Source organism: Acutalibacter sp. (assembly GCF_056800975.1).
The window spans coordinates 1-15,732 of sequence record NZ_JBQISV010000049.1; the positions used below are offsets into that span (position 1 = coordinate 1).

At 59.2% G+C, this 15,732-nt stretch carries 15 protein-coding genes; 1 reads left to right on the top strand and 14 read right to left on the bottom strand.

Features of this window, described 5'->3' with window-relative positions:
- The 5 genes from ACTO5E_RS06790 to ACTO5E_RS06810 all read right to left on the bottom strand — a co-directional run.
- On the bottom strand, positions 1-720 hold a 720-nt coding region (locus ACTO5E_RS06790; RefSeq protein ID WP_482302653.1), incomplete at its 3' end, for an ABC transporter ATP-binding protein.
- Positions 721-2,502, bottom strand: coding sequence for an ABC transporter ATP-binding protein (locus ACTO5E_RS06795; protein WP_482302654.1), 1,782 nt, complete (start codon positions 2,500-2,502; stop codon positions 721-723). It abuts the gene before it with no gap.
- Positions 2,503-2,875: 373 nt separating this feature from the next.
- Entirely contained in the window at positions 2,876-3,088 is a 213-nt protein-coding gene (locus ACTO5E_RS06800) for a helix-turn-helix domain-containing protein (RefSeq protein ID WP_482302655.1), read from the bottom strand.
- Positions 3,089-3,097: 9 nt separating this feature from the next.
- Positions 3,098-3,709 carry a hypothetical protein gene (locus ACTO5E_RS06805; protein ID WP_482302656.1) on the bottom strand — a complete coding sequence of 204 codons (612 nt, stop codon included), beginning with the start codon at positions 3,707-3,709 and terminating at the stop codon, positions 3,098-3,100.
- Positions 3,710-3,777: 68 nt separating this feature from the next.
- Complete coding sequence (locus ACTO5E_RS06810; RefSeq protein WP_482302657.1) at positions 3,778-4,443, bottom strand: HAD family hydrolase; 666 nt, start codon at positions 4,441-4,443, stop codon at positions 3,778-3,780.
- A 345-nt stretch (positions 4,444-4,788) separates the two neighbouring features.
- Between ACTO5E_RS06810 and trhA the strand changes: the two genes are divergently transcribed.
- Positions 4,789-5,493, top strand: a complete 705-nt coding sequence (gene trhA / locus ACTO5E_RS06815) for a PAQR family membrane homeostasis protein TrhA (protein WP_482302658.1) — start codon at positions 4,789-4,791, stop codon at positions 5,491-5,493.
- Positions 5,494-5,565: 72 nt separating this feature from the next.
- On the opposite strand, the gene ACTO5E_RS06820 is transcribed toward trhA, so the two are convergent.
- From ACTO5E_RS06820 to ACTO5E_RS06860, 9 genes are all read right to left on the bottom strand, one after another.
- Positions 5,566-6,531 carry a helix-turn-helix transcriptional regulator gene (locus ACTO5E_RS06820; protein ID WP_482302659.1) on the bottom strand — a complete coding sequence of 322 codons (966 nt, stop codon included), beginning with the start codon at positions 6,529-6,531 and terminating at the stop codon, positions 5,566-5,568.
- 112 nt (positions 6,532-6,643) lie between these two features.
- Positions 6,644-7,612 carry a hypothetical protein gene (locus ACTO5E_RS06825; RefSeq protein ID WP_482302660.1) on the bottom strand — a complete coding sequence of 323 codons (969 nt, stop codon included), beginning with the start codon at positions 7,610-7,612 and terminating at the stop codon, positions 6,644-6,646.
- 18 nt (positions 7,613-7,630) lie between these two features.
- The gene (locus tag ACTO5E_RS06830; RefSeq protein WP_482302661.1) at positions 7,631-8,218 is read right to left on the bottom strand and encodes a matrixin family metalloprotease; all 588 of its coding nucleotides are present in this window, start codon (positions 8,216-8,218) and stop codon (positions 7,631-7,633) included.
- Between the two features lie 231 nt (positions 8,219-8,449).
- Positions 8,450-9,817 (bottom strand): MATE family efflux transporter, encoded by a 1,368-nt coding sequence (locus ACTO5E_RS06835; RefSeq protein WP_482302662.1) that lies wholly within the window; start codon positions 9,815-9,817, stop codon positions 8,450-8,452.
- Between the two features lie 290 nt (positions 9,818-10,107).
- Positions 10,108-11,040, bottom strand: a complete 933-nt coding sequence (locus ACTO5E_RS06840) for a metallophosphoesterase family protein (RefSeq protein WP_482302663.1) — start codon at positions 11,038-11,040, stop codon at positions 10,108-10,110.
- Positions 11,037-11,771: a TrmH family RNA methyltransferase gene (locus ACTO5E_RS06845; RefSeq protein WP_482302664.1), complete on the bottom strand. Its 735-nt coding sequence runs from the start codon at positions 11,769-11,771 to the stop codon at positions 11,037-11,039. Before ACTO5E_RS06845 ends, ACTO5E_RS06840 begins: the two co-directional genes overlap by 4 nt.
- A 13-nt stretch (positions 11,772-11,784) precedes the next feature.
- Positions 11,785-12,441, bottom strand: a complete 657-nt coding sequence (locus ACTO5E_RS06850) for a S24/S26 family peptidase (protein ID WP_482302665.1) — start codon at positions 12,439-12,441, stop codon at positions 11,785-11,787.
- Positions 12,438-13,274, bottom strand: a complete 837-nt coding sequence (locus ACTO5E_RS06855; RefSeq protein WP_482302666.1) for an HAD family hydrolase — start codon at positions 13,272-13,274, stop codon at positions 12,438-12,440. Before ACTO5E_RS06855 ends, ACTO5E_RS06850 begins: the two co-directional genes overlap by 4 nt.
- A gap of 209 nt (positions 13,275-13,483) precedes the next feature.
- Positions 13,484-15,732, bottom strand: a 2,249-nt coding sequence (locus tag ACTO5E_RS06860) for an S-layer homology domain-containing protein (protein WP_482302667.1), incomplete at its 5' end; no start/stop codon positions are given.

The following is a 15,732-nucleotide window of genomic DNA, read 5'->3' on the forward strand; positions in this document are numbered from 1 at the left end:
CTTGTCATAGATGGCGGCGTTCTCCTCCTCCCGCACAAAGGCCTGGGTGATTTTCATGCCGTCCAGGCTCTCGTGAAGGTAGGCGTTCAGGTTGGAGCTCTTGTTGGACACATCCTGCCAGGCCCGGCGCTGGGCGGGCTTTACCAGGAAGATGACCACCAACAGCAGGGGAATGCCCGCCATGACCACCAGGGACAGGCGCACATCGCAGATGAGCATGAAGACGGCAATGAGAACCAGGTTGAAAATTTCCAGCACAAAGTTGATGATGCCGTTGGAGAGCGCGTCGGACACACTGTTGATATAGTTGATGACCCGGGTGAGAATCTTTCCGTGGGGCCGGTCGTCGTAGAACTGGAAGGGCAGCTTTTGCAGGTGGGCGAACAGGTCCTTGCGGATGTCGTAGATAATCTCCTGTCCTACCTCAATCATGTACTTGCTGCGGACCCGGGCAAAGAGAATGGAGGTGACAATGGCCGCCAGCATGCACACCGACAGCAGCGCCAGCTCCTTTATATCCTTATTGGGCACCGACACATTGATGCCCCGCTGGACCAGCAGAGGCCCCAGCAGCCCCGCGGCAGCGGAGACGGCGGAATAGAGCAGGGAGAGGCCCATCTTTTTCTTGTGCCGGCCAATGTAAGTGCCGGCCCGCAGCAGATGCTTTATGTTAAATGGGGTTTCCAGGTTTTCGTCTACGTCAAAGCGGTTTCTGGCCATTTAGCCCACCTCCTTTTTCAAGCCGTCTCCGGCCTGGTCCTGGCCGTTCTGCAGCAGGAAGACCTCCCGGTAATAGCCGGGCTGCTGGGACAGCTCCTGATGGGCGCCAAGCTGGGTGAGTCTTCCGTCCTCAATCACAACGATTTTGTCCGCCCGCTTGGTGGTGGAGATGCGCTGGGCCACAATAATCTTTGTGCAGGGGAAGTCCAGGGAGGCCAGCTGCTCTTGGATGTATTTTTCGGTTTCCAGGTCCACGGCGCTGGTGGTGTCGTCCAGAATCAGCACGCTGGGCCGCACAGCCAGGGCCCGGGCCAGGGCAATGCGCTGCTTCTGTCCGCCGGAGAGGCCGGTGCCCCGCTCGCCGATGACCGTGTCAAAGCCCTGGGGAAGCTTTTCGGCAAAGTCCACGTCTGCCATTTTAGCAAAGCGGCGCATCTCCTCCTCGGGCATATCGCTGTCGCCGTAGGCAATGTTGCCGTCCACGGTGTCGGAGAACAGAAACACATCCTGGGTGGCCATGCCGATGGAGGAGCGCAGGGACTTCAGGTCATACCGCCGCACAGACATGCCGTCCAGGTCCACCTGGCCGCTGGTCACGTCGGAGAACCGGGGAATGAGGCTGACCAGAGAGGTTTTGCCCCCGCCGGTGGGGCCCATGATGGCCAGGGTCTCTCCGGGCTCCACTGTCAGGTTGATATCCTGCAGCACCTGGTGGCCGTGGAGCTTCAGCCCCACCTTCCGGAACTCCACCTTGCCCGCCGGGCGCGTTTTGGGCTTTACCGCGTCGGGCCGGGAGACAATGGTGGACTTGGAGTAGTACAGCTCAATGATCTTGTTGGCGCTGGCAAAGAACCGCTGCAGGTCGTTAAGGTGCATGCCCAGGGTGCGCATGGGGTCCGAGAGGGTCCAGGTCAGGCCGTTGAACATGGTGAAGGTGCCAATGGTGATGCGGCCGTTGATGAGGAAGACGCCCCCCACCAGCAGCACGGCAATGGACAGGGACTGAGAGAGGGTCTCGATAAAGGGGCTGTATTTCAGCCACAGCAGCGAGGCGGTTTTGTTGGCCTCCTTATACTCCCGGTTCTTCTGGTCAAAGCGCGCAATCTCGTAGTCCTCCCGGGCAAAGGCCTTGACCACCCGGTTGCCGGAGATGTTCTCCTGGGCAGCGGTGTTCAGGCTGGAGAGCTTCTCCCGAAGCTCCACATACAGGGGGTGCACCCGGCGGGAGAACAGCATGGTGAGCACAAAGATGACCGGGGTGACAGCCAGCATAACCAGGGCGAACTGCCAGTCTGTCAGCAGAAAGGTGACGGCGGTGGTGGTGAACAGCACCACACAGTGGATCAGCTGCCGGATGACCCAGCACACCGCGTGGCGGATCATGTCCATGTCGCCGGTGAGGCGGGTCATCAGGTCGCCGGTGCGGTACTGGCCGTAGAAGGCCTGGTCCTGCTCCTGCATGTTCTTGTACAGGTCCCGGCGCAGCTGGTAGACCAGCTTCTGGGAGCAGGTCTCATAGGTCATGACAGAGAGATAGCCGAAGCCCGTGCGGAAGAGCACAAAGCCGATGAGCGCCGCCACCAGCACGGCCAGCTGATGCACCGCCCCGGGGGGAACTGTGCCGGAGGCCTGCAGGGGCTGAAAGACGGCGTCCATGATTCTGGCGGTGATGAGAGAGTTGCCCAGGGCCATGGCGGCCAGCAGGGCGGTGGAGAAAAGGGCGAAGACATAGCGCTTATGGTAGCCGGCCATGCGCGTCCAGACCCATCTGAGCTGAAACATGATGATTTCCTCCCCGGCGGTGAAGCCGGATAAAAATTTTGGGGGGTCTCTCCAGAGGCCGCGGTTCCTCCATAGAGAGTTCACAAAGTTCTCTCTATTATAGCGGACGGGGCGAAAAATGAAAGAGGTTTTGCTAATAATTTCAAAATTCAGCGCATTGACAGTTTTTTGTCCACCTCTTTAGCCGGTTATGGCAAAACCGGCGGGGCGTCTTCCAGAACGATTCCCTGTATTCCCCGCCGGTTCTCGACGGTTGGTAGAGCTGCGGCCTGTTTGGCGCTCCTCTCTGTCTTTTTCCAAAAAGCCGGGATGAAAAAAGAGCGTTTTCATGTTAGAAAACGCTCCTTCCGTTATGCTCTTTCCCCGGCCCCTGTCACTCGTCCTCCTGGTATTCCAGAATGTCCCCAGGCTGACAGTGCAGCGTTTGACACAGCGCCGCCAGGGTAGAAAAACGAATGGCGCTCACCCGGTTGTTCTTCAGCTTCGACAGATTCACATTGGTGACGCCCACCTGCTCCGCCAGCTGGTTCAGCGATATTTTTCGCTCCACCATTACCCGGTCCAGCCGCAATATGATGTGTCCCATGGCTCCTCCTTACACCAGTCCGTCCACGTCCTTCTGCATCTCCATGCCCAGGGCAAACACCTGGGACAGACACAGCATGAGAACGCCTGTGACCGCGCTGCTCATGTTCACGCCGGCCTCTGCGACCTCTGGCCCCAGAAGTAAAAAGGCCAGGGCGCTGGCAGTCAGCTGCACTGCTGCCACAGCCAGAAAGGCGAACCCCATCTCCCGCACCATACGCACGTTGTCCTTCTGAAAGGGGGTTTTGCCCTGGGAGAACCTGGTCAATCCCTGGGTAGTGCGCAGAATCAGGTTCACGTTGCGGAAGATGAAGGCCATCAGCCCCAGGACCACGGCACCTGTGACCAGGAAAATCACCACCGCCGGACGAATCAGCTGGGCGTCAGGGCCGGTGACGAGCAGAGAGAAGCCTTGGACGGTCAGCTCCTCCTGCGCCGTCATGACGAAAACCCAGTCTCCTGGCACATAGGGGCTCAGAATAAACAGCGCCAGCCCCACCAGAAAGCCCGCCGCGCCGACCCAGTATGCGACCTCAAACAGCTTGGAGAACACCGTGGCGGCTTTGGTCAGCCCCTGCATACGCCTGTGGTTTTGCTCTTGGCCATTGGTCTGGTTTGTCATAACAGAAGCACCTCCGTCTGGTTTGTGCTTCCATTATACCTCTGCCATTATCGTATGTCAATATATTTTTATCGTTTTTCGATAATTCCCACTAGCTGCCCTGGGTCGCCCGCCAGATATTTTGCTCCGTGGGCCACCAGCTCCTCCTGGGTGCGGAAGCCCCAGAGCACCCCGCAGGTGTCCATGCCCGCAGCGCGGCCCGCGTCCATGTCCACGCCGCTGTCGCCTATATAGAGAGTCTCCTCCGGCGGGACACCCAGCTCCCCGGCCATGGCCAGCAGAGCGGCTGGGTTGGGCTTGGTGGGAATGCCCTCCCGCTGGCCGTGCACCACGTCGAAAATGTCCGGATACAGCCCGGCCACAATGGCCCGGGTCATGTCGTCCGGCTTGTTGGAGAGCACACCCAGCCGGACGCCTCTCTCGTGCTGGCGCGCCAAGCTCTCGGGCACGCCGGGGTATGCCCCCACCAGGGCCAGGGGGTCGGCGGCGTAACGGCGGTCGTACTCCGCCCGGAAGGCCCGGCGGTCCTCGGGGGAGAGCTGGGCCCCCACCTGGGCCAGCATCCGGTCCATGAGCACCTGGGCGCCGTTGCCTACCAGAAGACGGTAGTCCACAACGTCAATGGCCGGCAGGCCGAAGGCCTCCAGGGTGCGGTTGCCGAACCAGGCAATGGAGTGAAGGGTGTCGGCAAGGGTGCCGTCCAGGTCGAAAATGCAGCTGCGGTAAGGATACATTTCAATCGCCTCACAGGTTATACTGATATTGTAGGACTATTATAGACCAGTCCGGCGAAAAAATCAACGGCGGCTGGGTGGCGTGTCACCGGGCATTTTATTGTGGTGTACGGCGTGGGGACTTGTGGGCTCTCCGGGGCTTGGTACTCCATGGAGTCAGGTGGGTGATATCAGACCCTTCATCATTCTGTAAAAGGGACACGCCCCAGAAAGGCCTGGGGTTGAAAAAATTTTCTCTTTCCCCTTGCATCCCCTTGCAATTTTCTGCGACGCGGTGTATAATATAGGCATAAAGAGTTTTTAAAACCAGATGCTGCGATTCAAAAACCGGAAGGAGCGTTTGATATGGAGAACACCATGAAGTTGAAAACCACTTATTCTGCTAAAGCCCGCCGGGACCTGTGTCAGGCCATGGGCCTGCCCCGGTACTCTCTGGGAGAGGAGATCTTCTCCTCTGTGTCCCACGGGGCCTCGGCGCTGCTGGCTGTGGCCGGGCTGGTGCTGCTGCTGGTGTTCTGCCGCAAGGACCCCTTGACTGTCAGCAGCGTGTGCGTGTTTGGCGCGACGATGATTACCCTTTACACTGTGTCCGCCATCTACCACGGGCTGGGCCTGGGGCTGAGCCGGGCAAAGCGGTTTTTCCGCTCTTTGGACCACTGCACGATTTTTCTGCTGATTGCAGGCACCTACACCCCCATTACCCTGGTGTGCCTGGGGGGCGTTCAGGGCTGGGTGATGCTGGGCGTGGTCTGGGCGGCGGCTGTGCTGGGAATCATTCTTAATGCGGTGAGCGTGGAGCGGTTTAAAATATTCTCTATGGTCTGCTATCTGGCCATGGGCTGGGTGGTGGTGTTCGCCATGGGCACCCTGCGGCAGAACGCGGGCCCGGTGGGCTTTGGGTGCCTGCTGGCCGGGGGCCTGCTCTATACCCTGGGCGCGGTACTGTATGGGCTGGGAAAAAAGGCGCCTTACGTCCACTCGGTGTTCCACCTGTTTGTATTGGCGGGCAGCGTACTGCACACGGTTTGCATTTACCTGGTGGTGCGGTAGACTGGGTTCCGGTCCCATATGAAAGTAAAAAAGGGGAGCGTCCTCCGGGGACGCTTCCCTTTTTGCTGCCGGTTATTTCAGCTTCACCGGCCGCAGCACCTCATAGCCGACGCCCTCCGGATAGTGGCGCTGGTAGCACTGGCAGGCCTCCTCGTTCCACTGGAACCTGCCCCCGCCCCGATGGGAGGTGCTGATGCCGCTGGGGTCGGGGTGCTCGTTGTCCAGATCGTAGCTCCAGGCAAGGTTCTCCACCCGGCCCATGACCTCCTCGTTGTTCTCCATATAGTCAAAGGGCGGACGGTAGAACACCAGGTAGTAGCTGCCGGGAAAGGCACGGAGCTCAAAGCCCTCGGGCACCGGGCCGTCATAGTCCTCGGGCACACCGAAGCCGTAGAAGTACCGGCGTGCGCCGTCTGCATAGTACCAGCCTGCGGTGTGGGAGGTCACCACCGGGTGGGAGCTGTCTCTCATGCTCTCAATGATGCCGCAGACCTGGTCGCAGTCGTGGCGCTCCCAGAAGGTCCCATAGCAGACGGCCTCCTTGTCCCAGATGCCAATGTACTTGTGGGCGGGGATGTACTCTACCCGCACTCTTGCCTCTCTCAACTCTGCCTTGCTCATGTCGCTGCCTCCTTCTTGCGATGGTTCCTTCATCGCGGAATATTGCCAGGGATGAAACACGTCCTTGCCCATGAACAGGGGAATGGGCCGGGGGGCCCGGCGATAGGCTGCGGGGGTGCAGCCAAAGGCCTCCCGGAAGGCCCGGGTAAAGGCCTCCTGGCTGGAAAAGCCCCAGTCCAGGGCAATGTCCAGAATGCGCCGGGGGCTGGCCCGCAGCTCCAACGCCGCCTGGCTGAGCCGCCGCCGGGCAGCGTAGCTCTTCAGGGTGCAGCCGCACACCCGGTGGAACAGGGTGGAGCAGTACCAGGGCGAGTAGCCCACTGCCCGGGACATTTCCAGCAGACCCAGCTCCTCATCCCGAAGATTCTGTTCGGTCCAGTGGGTCATCTGCTGGACCGCCTGATGGTGATGGTACAAGGTTCATCCCTCCTGACAGGAGACAGTATAGCACAGGGGGCGGGGGAAATGCTTGATATGAGTTGCGCAGGTCCGCTGGGGGGCCTGCGCATAAGGTGGTTGTGTTTTTATATTATGATATGAAGACCCTCATGTCTGTTCCAACCGCTTTTTCCGAGGCTGCACCAGGCTCTAGGGGGACGATCTGCGCATATTGGTCCAGGCCGTCCATTGCCTGCCGGTACGCTTCCTCTGTTATAATGCCGTTGTCCAGGTTAGCCTTGTAATTTTGCTCTATCTCCTTCCGTTTGGCGTTTTCATCTACAGGACAGGCTATATTTTTCTCTTGTACTGTGTCATAAAAGGCATGCCAGGACAAGGCTCCGTCGTTCTTTTCAACCATGTCTCCCAGGTCCTCGTCCACCGCGTTTCTCTGAATGGTCAGGACCCCTGCGTCGATGGACTCATTCCGCAATAATTTCTGCTGGCTGACATAGATTTTTTCTCCATCCCCTTCTCCATTCAGCGGGGCCACATCTGAATACTCCTCATAAAGCCCCTGCCGGGACCCGAGAATGTAGTAATAATCGCCCTCCGTGTTGAAGCCACCGCCCATGCCTGGCTTTTGGAGAAAGAAAATGTATTCCTTCCCCACCTCCAAAATGGGGGCGTCTTCATAGACCACAGAGGTCAGATGGGGGTTCCCCTCCTGCCGGACCGTGATCTGCCCGCCGCTTTCAGCGTTCCCCCGTACAATGTCTGACACATTGACGCTGTAGTCCGTATATGCCAGCTCGCCCAGCCCTGAGACTCCCTGAATAAGGAACGGCGCAGATTCCTCCTCCACCGTCCCCAGAACGATCAGAGTGGACTCCTCAACCAGCGCGTCCAGCTCATAGGGGACTGTGTATTCCGAAACCACAGTATAGAAATCGCTGTCCTCTGTCAAATCATATGCAGACGGGGTTCTCTCCTGAGTGCTTTCCTGGCTTACTACAGCGTCCTCAGGAACAGGGATACTCTTGGTCCTATCCAATTTCAGGACCACGCCGAGTGTGATTACTGCGATAAGCAAAATGCCTGCCACCATGTATTTTTTCATTTTTATATCTCCTTTTCGTTATTTGTACTTATAGTTTAATGCAGAGGTATCAAACTGTGTCAGATATCGTTGTATTGTACCTTTTGGGTATACATTCATAACGGAATCAAAATCACAGTGGCCAAAACCCAACACATGACCAGCTTCATGGATAAACACAGTCCATACATCATATGAGTTCTTATTTCCGCCATTCGAAAATAGATGGGATGTATTTATATTTATATTGGCATACACTACTTCATTTGTGGTTGTACTAAAAAATGTAGTAGATCTGCCCGGAGCTGTATCTGATGGATTCTGTACATGGTATATTCTACTAACCTGATCTTCCCCAGTTGGGGAATAAAAATCCGTCCTGTTATGTGTTGTTAGAGACCTTTGAAGAGAGTAAACATCACATTCCTTATTCCATTGCCACAATGCTTGATTAAAATGATCAATGGTTGTATCCCCAAACCCAGCCTGAGGGTAAAAAACCAACCTTTTCGTCAATTTATGTGACTTATATTCATGAGCGTTTGCTGGTACGACCAATGCAGAAACAAACAATAAAGCAATAAGCAATAACGTAATCGATTTTTTTGACATATTGTTCTTTCTCATAGACATTCATACTCCTTTAATTCTTTTTTGCGCAATTCATAGAGCTTTGTGAGTGATTCCAGTATAAAGCTATTACATGTTAATAAGCATCACCTTCTAACCACAAAAGTAACAAACATCAAGCCGCTATAGTTTATATTTGTACCATAACATTATTTAGCGACTTTGTCAATATTCTTAAATTAAAGTTACATGCAAAAAAACCGGCGGAAGCTCCGCCGGTCGATACTCTCAGGTTTTTTTCGCCCGCTGTGTCAGCCGCCCCATGCGCACAAAGTAGGAGGCGGTCAGCAGCGCAGCGGCGCCGGCCCAGGCCCCTACCTCTGCGTAGTAAATGCCGTCCTGGCCAATGGCAAGGGGCAGCAAAAGGGCAATGCCCACCCGCATGACCAGCTCTGCAAAGCCCGAGGCCATGGGGATCACCGTGTCGCCCAGGCCCATTAACGCCGAGCGGTAGATGTGCAGCATATAGAGAACGGGCAGGCCAATGCTCATCACCGCCAGATAGCGGTAGGCAATGTCCATGGAGGCAGCGACCTCCTCAGGGGTGCCGGAGATGAACAGGCCCAGAAAGGCCCTGCCGAACACCAGCATGGCCCCGCCAATGACTGCCGAGGTGATGAGGGCGATTACCGCTGCCGAGCGCATACCCTTTTGAATGCGCCCCAGCAGCCCGCCCCCCAGGTTCTGCCCCACAAAGGAGGTGACCGCGTAGCCGTAGGAGGTGGCGGCAATCTCCAATAGGCCGTAGAGCTTGTTGGTGGCGGTAAAGCCCGCAATGAACAGCATACCAAACCGGTTGACCACCGACTGCACCACCATGCCCCCCACAGAGATAATGGCGTTTTGCAGGGCCACGGGAAAGCCCAGCCGCAGCAGGGTAGCGGTCATGGCGGGGGCGGGCTTCAGGTCCTCCCCCTTCAGCTGAATGACGGTGATTCGGCGCACATTGAAGTAGCAGTATACCGTAGAAACTGCCTGGGCAATAACCGTAGCCGCTGCCGCGCCCCCGATGCCCCAGTGAAAGCCCATGACAAACAGCAGGTCCAGGGCAATGTTGACAACGGTTGCCACCACCACCGCGTAGAGGGGGGTCTTGCTGTCGCCCAGGGCCCGGAGAATGGAGGCCAGCAGGTTATAGGCTGTGATGATGGGGATGCCCCCGAAGATGATGCGCAGGTACAGCAGGGAGTCGCCCAGAATGCCCTCCGGGGTGTTCAGCAGCCGGAGCACCGGCTCGGCGGCCAGCTGGCTGGCGGTGAGCATCAGCACCGCGGCAATGCCGCACAGGGTCACCGAGGCCCCTATGGACCGGGACAGCTGGCGGTAGTCCTTGGCCCCGAAGTATTGGGCCATCAGAATAGAAAACCCCTGGGCCAGGCCCTGCATCACGCTGAGCACCAGCCAGTTGAGCCAGTCCGCCGCGCCCACTGCGGCCAGGGCCTGCACCCCCACCACCTGGCCCACCACGGCGGTGTCCACCACGGTGTAAAGCTGTTGAAAGACATTGCCCAGCATCAGCGGCAGGGCGAAGGTGATAATCAGCCGGGTGGGGCTGCCCTCGGTCATGCTGCGGATGCGCTGTGTTTTTTCTGTCATAATAACTCCTTCCTGAAAAGACGATAAAAATCAGAGCCTCCCTCTCCCCTGCTGCCGCAAGGGGATATGGGAGCCCAGCTGGGCTTGCTTCTTATGAATTTGCCTGGCACAATGGCGGAGGACTGTCCTAGGGCGTGTTCACATAAGCTGAGTGTGCGGATTTTTGAGCAGTTTTTTGGCAGATTCAAGTAAAAATTCGCAGATGTACTGGCGTACTTCAAGAATTTTTGGCGCAGAAGATGGCAAAAAACTGCCAAAAAGACGCGCACGAACGCTTGTGTGAACACGCCCTAGCTCCACGCCAGGTCAATGCCGAACTCCTCTGCCGCTCTCCGCCAGTATTCCTCCGGCACCTGGGGCCAGGGGGCCTCTGTGCCGGTCTCCTGCCGGTACAGCTCCGCCGCCTGGCTGGGCACAGCGCCGCAGGGGTCGGTCCCTGTCAAGGTATTATGCCGCAGCAGCGCCGCCCACACTGCCGCCCGCTGCCACAGCCCTGAGGTCTTCAGGTTGTTCAGCGCACCCTGCCAGTCGTAGGGGACCCGGACAAGCTCCGGCTTCCAGCGGCCCTGCTCCAGGTGGAGGAAAAGCATCTGGGCCACCTTTGCCAGCTCGGTGACCTCCTGTCCTCCGGGCCTGGTACGGCGGGTGATGGGGTTGCCCACCGACCCGGCGCACACCACCCGCTTGCCCTTATATGTCAGGCTGAACCACTTGTGGTTGTGGCCCTTCAGCAGCAGGTCCGGGCCCAGCCCCGCCAGCTCCTGGTAGAAGTCCGGGTCTCCCCGCATGGCCCCCCGCACATGGGAGGGCGCCCCATGGCACAGGGCCACCGGCGGCGCGCCCTGGGGACGCCATTCGCTGTAGATGGGCAGGCTCTCAAACCAGTCGAGATCCTTTGCCGTCAGATTCTCATAGCAGGACAGCAGCGCACCCTGGGCCGAGCTGTCCCGCCAGGGGGTTCCGTCCGGCTGACAGCCTCCGCGCCTGCGGTAGCCGGTCATGTACTCCTCCCGGTTCCCCCGGATAAAAATGCAGGAATGCCGCTCCCGGGCCTCATACAGCAGCTCCATCACCCGCTGGGGGTAGGCGTGGTCCGTGATGTAGTCGCCCAAAAAGAGGTACTGCCGGGCCCCTCTGGCCCGGGCCAGCTCCAGGCAGGCCTGCAGGGCCAGGTAGTTGCCGTGGACGTCGGCAAACACTGCCGCCAAAGGTGAACCGCTCATTGTATTCCTCCGTTTCTTGTGGTGAAGACCCAGGCCCCCACTGCCACCGCCACTGCCAGATTCAGAGAATCCACCTCCCTGCTCTGGGCAATAAACAGGCTCTGGCCGTATTGCCGGTACTCGGGGGGCAGGCCGGTGGCCTCGTTGCCAAACACCAGGGTATAACAGCCGGACAGGGGACAGCTCTCCGGGGTGAGCACCTGTCCCCCGTCCAGCATAAAGGGAAAGATATCCCGCCCCTGCCCATAGGCGTTCAGATAGGCGGGGAAGTCCGGGAACTCCTCCACCTCAAGCCGGAAGGCCGCGCCCATGGAGGCCCGGATGGCTTTGGGGTTCCACCGGTCCGCGCCGCCGCCTACAATGGCCAGGTCCCTGAGGCCAAAGCCCAGCAGAGTGCGCTGAATGGTCCCCAGGTTCCCCATGTCCCCGGGACAGACCAGAGCCGCGTGGGGAGCCTGGGGCCGCAGCCGGCCGGGGTATTTTTCAAACACGGCGGCGGCATAGCAGATTTCCTTTTGCGAGATGCGCTCCAAGGCCTTGGAGGAGCACTGACAGGGTACAGCCAGGGTGCGGCACAGGGCCAGCAGCTTGTCCTTTTCCCGGAAGTCCTCCCGGTAGTACACGGCCCGGACCGCGTTCGGGCGGCTTTTCAGCAGCTCGAAGGTGGGAAAGGGGCCCAGAGTATAGGAGCAGTCGGATTCCTTCTTATATTTCTTCGGGTATTCTGACATGGGGCCTCCCTTCTCAGTGCCGGGGCTTATAGCCGCCCCGGCTGCTCCTGTGGACCTGGCCCGGCGGTTCAGCCTCCCCAGCCCCACGGGGCCTCTCCACTGGTTGGGACCGGGGGACAGCCCTCTGGGGCCTCTGGGCTCTGGGAGCCTCCTCCGGGCTGGCGGCTGGCTGAACCGGCTGAGCAGGGGCAACCCTCTTATCTCTGCTCAGCCTCCCGGGGAGAATGATCAATGTCAGCCCCACAGCGGCCACCAGGAGAATGCCCGGCAGGCTGTATAAAAACGCCGCCGCGGCCCCGCAGCCGGGCAGGTAGGCGACGCAGACCCCTGTGACAGCCTGGGGCCCGGCCAGAAAGCTCTCCTCCCCTCCGTCGCCCTTAAAGATGTACTGGTCCTCGGTGGTGCCGATAATCCGCCGGAACAGCGGGCCGGCTTCTCCCTTCACCAGCACCGCGTCCCCGGGCTTTGCGGCCTGCTTCATATTCAGAATAGCCAGGTCGCCCTTGCAGTAGCTGGGCTCCATGGCGCTGTCCGCCACAGTCCAGGGGGCATGGCCTCCTGGCAGCTGCCGGGGGCTGTGGGCGTCAAAATACAGGCTGACGCAGACTGTCAGCACCAGGCCCCAGACGCCGATGAGAAGTACCCGGAGCAAATTGATGATTCCCTTCATACCAGCACCTCCCCAAATCGTTCCAGAAGGAACCGGGCTACCCCGTCCTCCTCATTGCTGCCAATGACTGCTGTGGCCGCTGCCTTTACCTGGGGCATGGCGTTGGCCGTGGCATAGCTCTCCTCCGCTGCCTGAAACAGGGGCAGGTCGTTCATGGCGTCTCCAAAGGCAACCAGCCGGGTGCAGCCCAGCTCCTGCTTCAGCCGGAGGGCCGCCTGGGCCTTGGTGGCCTGCTCTGAGGTGATTTCAAGCCAATACTCCTGCCGGTAGAGCTCCTGCTGAAAGGTCAGGTTCAGCCAGGGCAGGTCCTTCAGCTCCTCCCAGAGAGGGGCAAGGGCCTCTTTGGTGTGAATAAACGTGAAATAATAGGTCCCGCCCTGAAGCAGCTCCTCCAGGCCGGCCACCGGGGCCAGCCGGGGGTCTCCGGGACGGCTGTCGATGTAGTGCTTCATACCCTCATGCAGGGGGGCGTCCTTCAGGTAGAACACCTTCTCCTCCCCCTGCCGCACGCTGTAGACAAGGGGCCAGAGCTGCCGCCGGACGCAGCTGTCCAGAATTTTCTTTCGCTGGGGGTAGGTGAAGAAGACCTCGCCTGTTCTCACACCGGTCTGGCCGTTGGCAAAGGCCGCGCCGTTGTGGATAATCCAGGGCAGGGAGGGAGAGAGGCCCTGGGCCGCCACATGGGCCGAGTGCCAGGACCGGGCCGTGGCAAAGGTGAAGAGCATCCCCTTTTCCAGCAGCCGGTTCAGGGCCTGCTGAGTGAAGGGGGGCAGGCGGCTCTGCCGGTTCAGCAGGGTGCCGTCCAGGTCGCTGACATAGAGGGTTTTTTCCATGGGGAAGCCTCCTGATGACAATATCAAATCTATTCTATCATGGCTTGGGGAATTTTTCCACATTTTTTTGAAATAAAGTGGAAACCTCCCCCGGCCCTGCCCGGGAGGGAGGAATGCCGCAAAAAAGCAGACAGACAGCGCAACGCGCCGCCTGCCTGCGGAAAGGGGGTTTTCAAAAAGCGGGAAACCGCTTAGCTTTTAATCGGTTTTTACTTGGTCATCGTCTTGATGAAGCCGGTGATCATGGTGGCAACCTCGGCACGGCTGGCCTCGCCCTTGGGGTTCAGGTTCTTGCCGTCGCCGGAGATAACCCCAGCGCCAATGGCCCAGTTCATGGCGTTCTTGGCCCAGCCGCTGACCTTAGAGGCGTCGCCAAAGCCGCTGATGCTGCCGTTGACCGTGGTGTCCATGCCGCAATGCTTGGCATAGGCGTAGAGAATCACCGCAATGGTCTCGCGGGTGACGTTCTCGTTGGGAGCAAAGTCGCCGTTGGGCTTGCCTGCGATCACGCCGCTCTGGGCGCCCCAGGACACAGCCGCGGTGTACCACTTGCCAGGCTTCACGTCGCCGAACATGTCGGTAACGCCTGTGTCAGGCTTGCTCTCCAGGCTGAAGAGCACCTGCACCAGCATGGCCCGGTTCATCTTGGTATCGGGGGCGAACAGGCCCTTCTCATTGCCAACCATCAGCTCGCGGCTGGCCATGAAGTCCACCTTGTCCTGAGCCCAGGAGGGGATCTTATCCTGGAAGGTCTTCTTGTTGTCCTTAATCTTCAGGGTGGCGCTGCCGTCCTTCAGCAGAACGGTAACCTTGCCGTTTTCGGCAACGGACTTGGGCACAATGGTCTCTTTGCCGTTCTTGTCCACAATCACGGCCACGGTGGTGTTGGAAACATTATTGGAGGCGGGAAGCTCCGCTTTCAGTTCCAGGTCCTTCTCCACCAGCTGGCCGTCCTTTTTCACCTCAATGGCAACGGTGCTGTCGTCCTTCTGGGCAACGGTAACCGTCACCTTCTCCGCGTCTTTGCCCAGGGAGCTGAGAGAGCTGCCGGGCAGGGTGACATTGCCCACGGGGGTGTCAATGGTCATGTCCACATTGGCCTCAGAGCCCAGCTGCTCTACAGCCTGGCCGGGCAGAGTGACAGTGGCCTCGGTAATGGGGGCGCTGTCCTCGGGGGCCTCTACCTTTACGGTGACGTTGGACACGTTGTCGCCCTTGGCAGCCTCTACCAGCTGGTTGGCCTGGTCGCCGGCAACCTCTGCGCTGGCCGCACCGTTCTCGTCCACAGTGACCTCAGGCTTGATTTCAACCGCGCCGGGGGTGGGGGTGGGGGTAGAGGTGGGCTTGTCGGAGGGCTGGCTGGTAGGCTCGGTAGTGGGGTTGCTGGTGGGCTCACTGGTGGGCTCGGTGCTGGGGGCGGGAGTGGGCTCACTGGTGGGGGCCGCGGTGGGGGTGCTTACGATGGGGGGGATGACGGGAGGGGCGGGGGTGGGGGCGGGAGTGGGAGCCGCGTCGGTCATAGCCGTCAAAGTCCCATTCGTATACGCCCAGCGCATGAAGGTGCGGGTGTCCTCATAGGACACGGGGGCATGTACCTGATCAGGCGCATACTGCATCCATTGTCCGTTCTCAGGTCCAACCATCTCACCGTTTTTTCTGGTTGCAAATGTCATGATGCCGTCCAGGCTGGCGTTATTAGACGCTGCCTCAATGGCTTTCAGGTCGTCTTCACCCACATAGATGGAGATTTTGGCGGGAGCGGCGGTAGGCTCGGCACTGGGGGAGGGTTCACCCTCGCGTGCAGCGGGCTGCTCGCCGGAATTCTCCTCTTTGCCCTCTTCATTCTCCTTATTGGCTTCGGGCTTTTCCGTGCTGTCAGGAGATGGGCTGGGCTCCTCAGTTGGCTCGGTAGTGGGCTCCGCAGTGGGCTCGTCGGTAGGATCGGGGGTAGGCTCCTCGGTGGGGGCAGGAGTGGGAGCGGGGGTGTAGGTTGCCTCTACGTTGTAGTAGTGCTTCTCACCCTTGTCCTCATGCTCGAAAATCTGGTTGAAGTAGCCGCCGTTGGCGTCGATGGTGAGCTTGGTAACCTCATAGCTTCCCATGGCCATCACGGGGCCGGGAGTGGGCTCTTCCTTCGCGCCCTCGGCCGCAGGAGAAGGAGACACCGCTCCGGCTTCGCGGACCTCGATGTCATACGTGCCTGCAACCGTGCCGGTATTGTACTCGTTGGCCCACTTGTTCAGGCTGAGGCGCAGAAGCCACTCTGTTTTCTGGGTGTCGCCATCGTTAAGAATGGTCACATCAGGAGACGGAGAGGGGTAAGCGGGACCGGTGACAGTAACCTTATATTTCTTTTGGGCATCCAGGCCGGTGACTTTGAACCACAGGGTGTCGCGCTCGTTGTCATATTTCTCGGTCAGCTTCTTGGCCTCATAGGGGTCGGCCTTGAAGTTGATGT

What these genes read in the sequence shown, in the direction of transcription:
- ACTO5E_RS06800 (WP_482302655.1), bottom strand. Translation starts at nt 3,088, where the DNA reads ATGGGACACATCATATTGCGGCTGGACCGGGTAATGGTGGAGCGAAAA.
- ACTO5E_RS06855 (WP_482302666.1), bottom strand. Translation starts at nt 13,274, where the DNA reads ATGGAAAAAACCCTCTATGTCAGCGACCTGGACGGCACCCTGCTGAAC.
- ACTO5E_RS06845 (WP_482302664.1), bottom strand. Translation starts at nt 11,771, where the DNA reads ATGTCAGAATACCCGAAGAAATATAAGAAGGAATCCGACTGCTCCTAT.
- ACTO5E_RS06850 (WP_482302665.1), bottom strand. Translation starts at nt 12,441, where the DNA reads ATGAAGGGAATCATCAATTTGCTCCGGGTACTTCTCATCGGCGTCTGG.
- ACTO5E_RS06830 (WP_482302661.1), bottom strand. Translation starts at nt 8,218, where the DNA reads ATGAGAAAGAACAATATGTCAAAAAAATCGATTACGTTATTGCTTATT.
- ACTO5E_RS06840 (WP_482302663.1), bottom strand. Translation starts at nt 11,040, where the DNA reads ATGAGCGGTTCACCTTTGGCGGCAGTGTTTGCCGACGTCCACGGCAAC.
- ACTO5E_RS06795 (WP_482302654.1), bottom strand. Translation starts at nt 2,502, where the DNA reads ATGTTTCAGCTCAGATGGGTCTGGACGCGCATGGCCGGCTACCATAAG.
- ACTO5E_RS06825 (WP_482302660.1), bottom strand. Translation starts at nt 7,612, where the DNA reads ATGAAAAAATACATGGTGGCAGGCATTTTGCTTATCGCAGTAATCACA.
- ACTO5E_RS06805 (WP_482302656.1), bottom strand. Translation starts at nt 3,709, where the DNA reads ATGACAAACCAGACCAATGGCCAAGAGCAAAACCACAGGCGTATGCAG.
- ACTO5E_RS06835 (WP_482302662.1), bottom strand. Translation starts at nt 9,817, where the DNA reads ATGACAGAAAAAACACAGCGCATCCGCAGCATGACCGAGGGCAGCCCC.
- trhA (WP_482302658.1), top strand. Translation starts at nt 4,789, where the DNA reads ATGGAGAACACCATGAAGTTGAAAACCACTTATTCTGCTAAAGCCCGC.
- ACTO5E_RS06810 (WP_482302657.1), bottom strand. Translation starts at nt 4,443, where the DNA reads ATGTATCCTTACCGCAGCTGCATTTTCGACCTGGACGGCACCCTTGCC.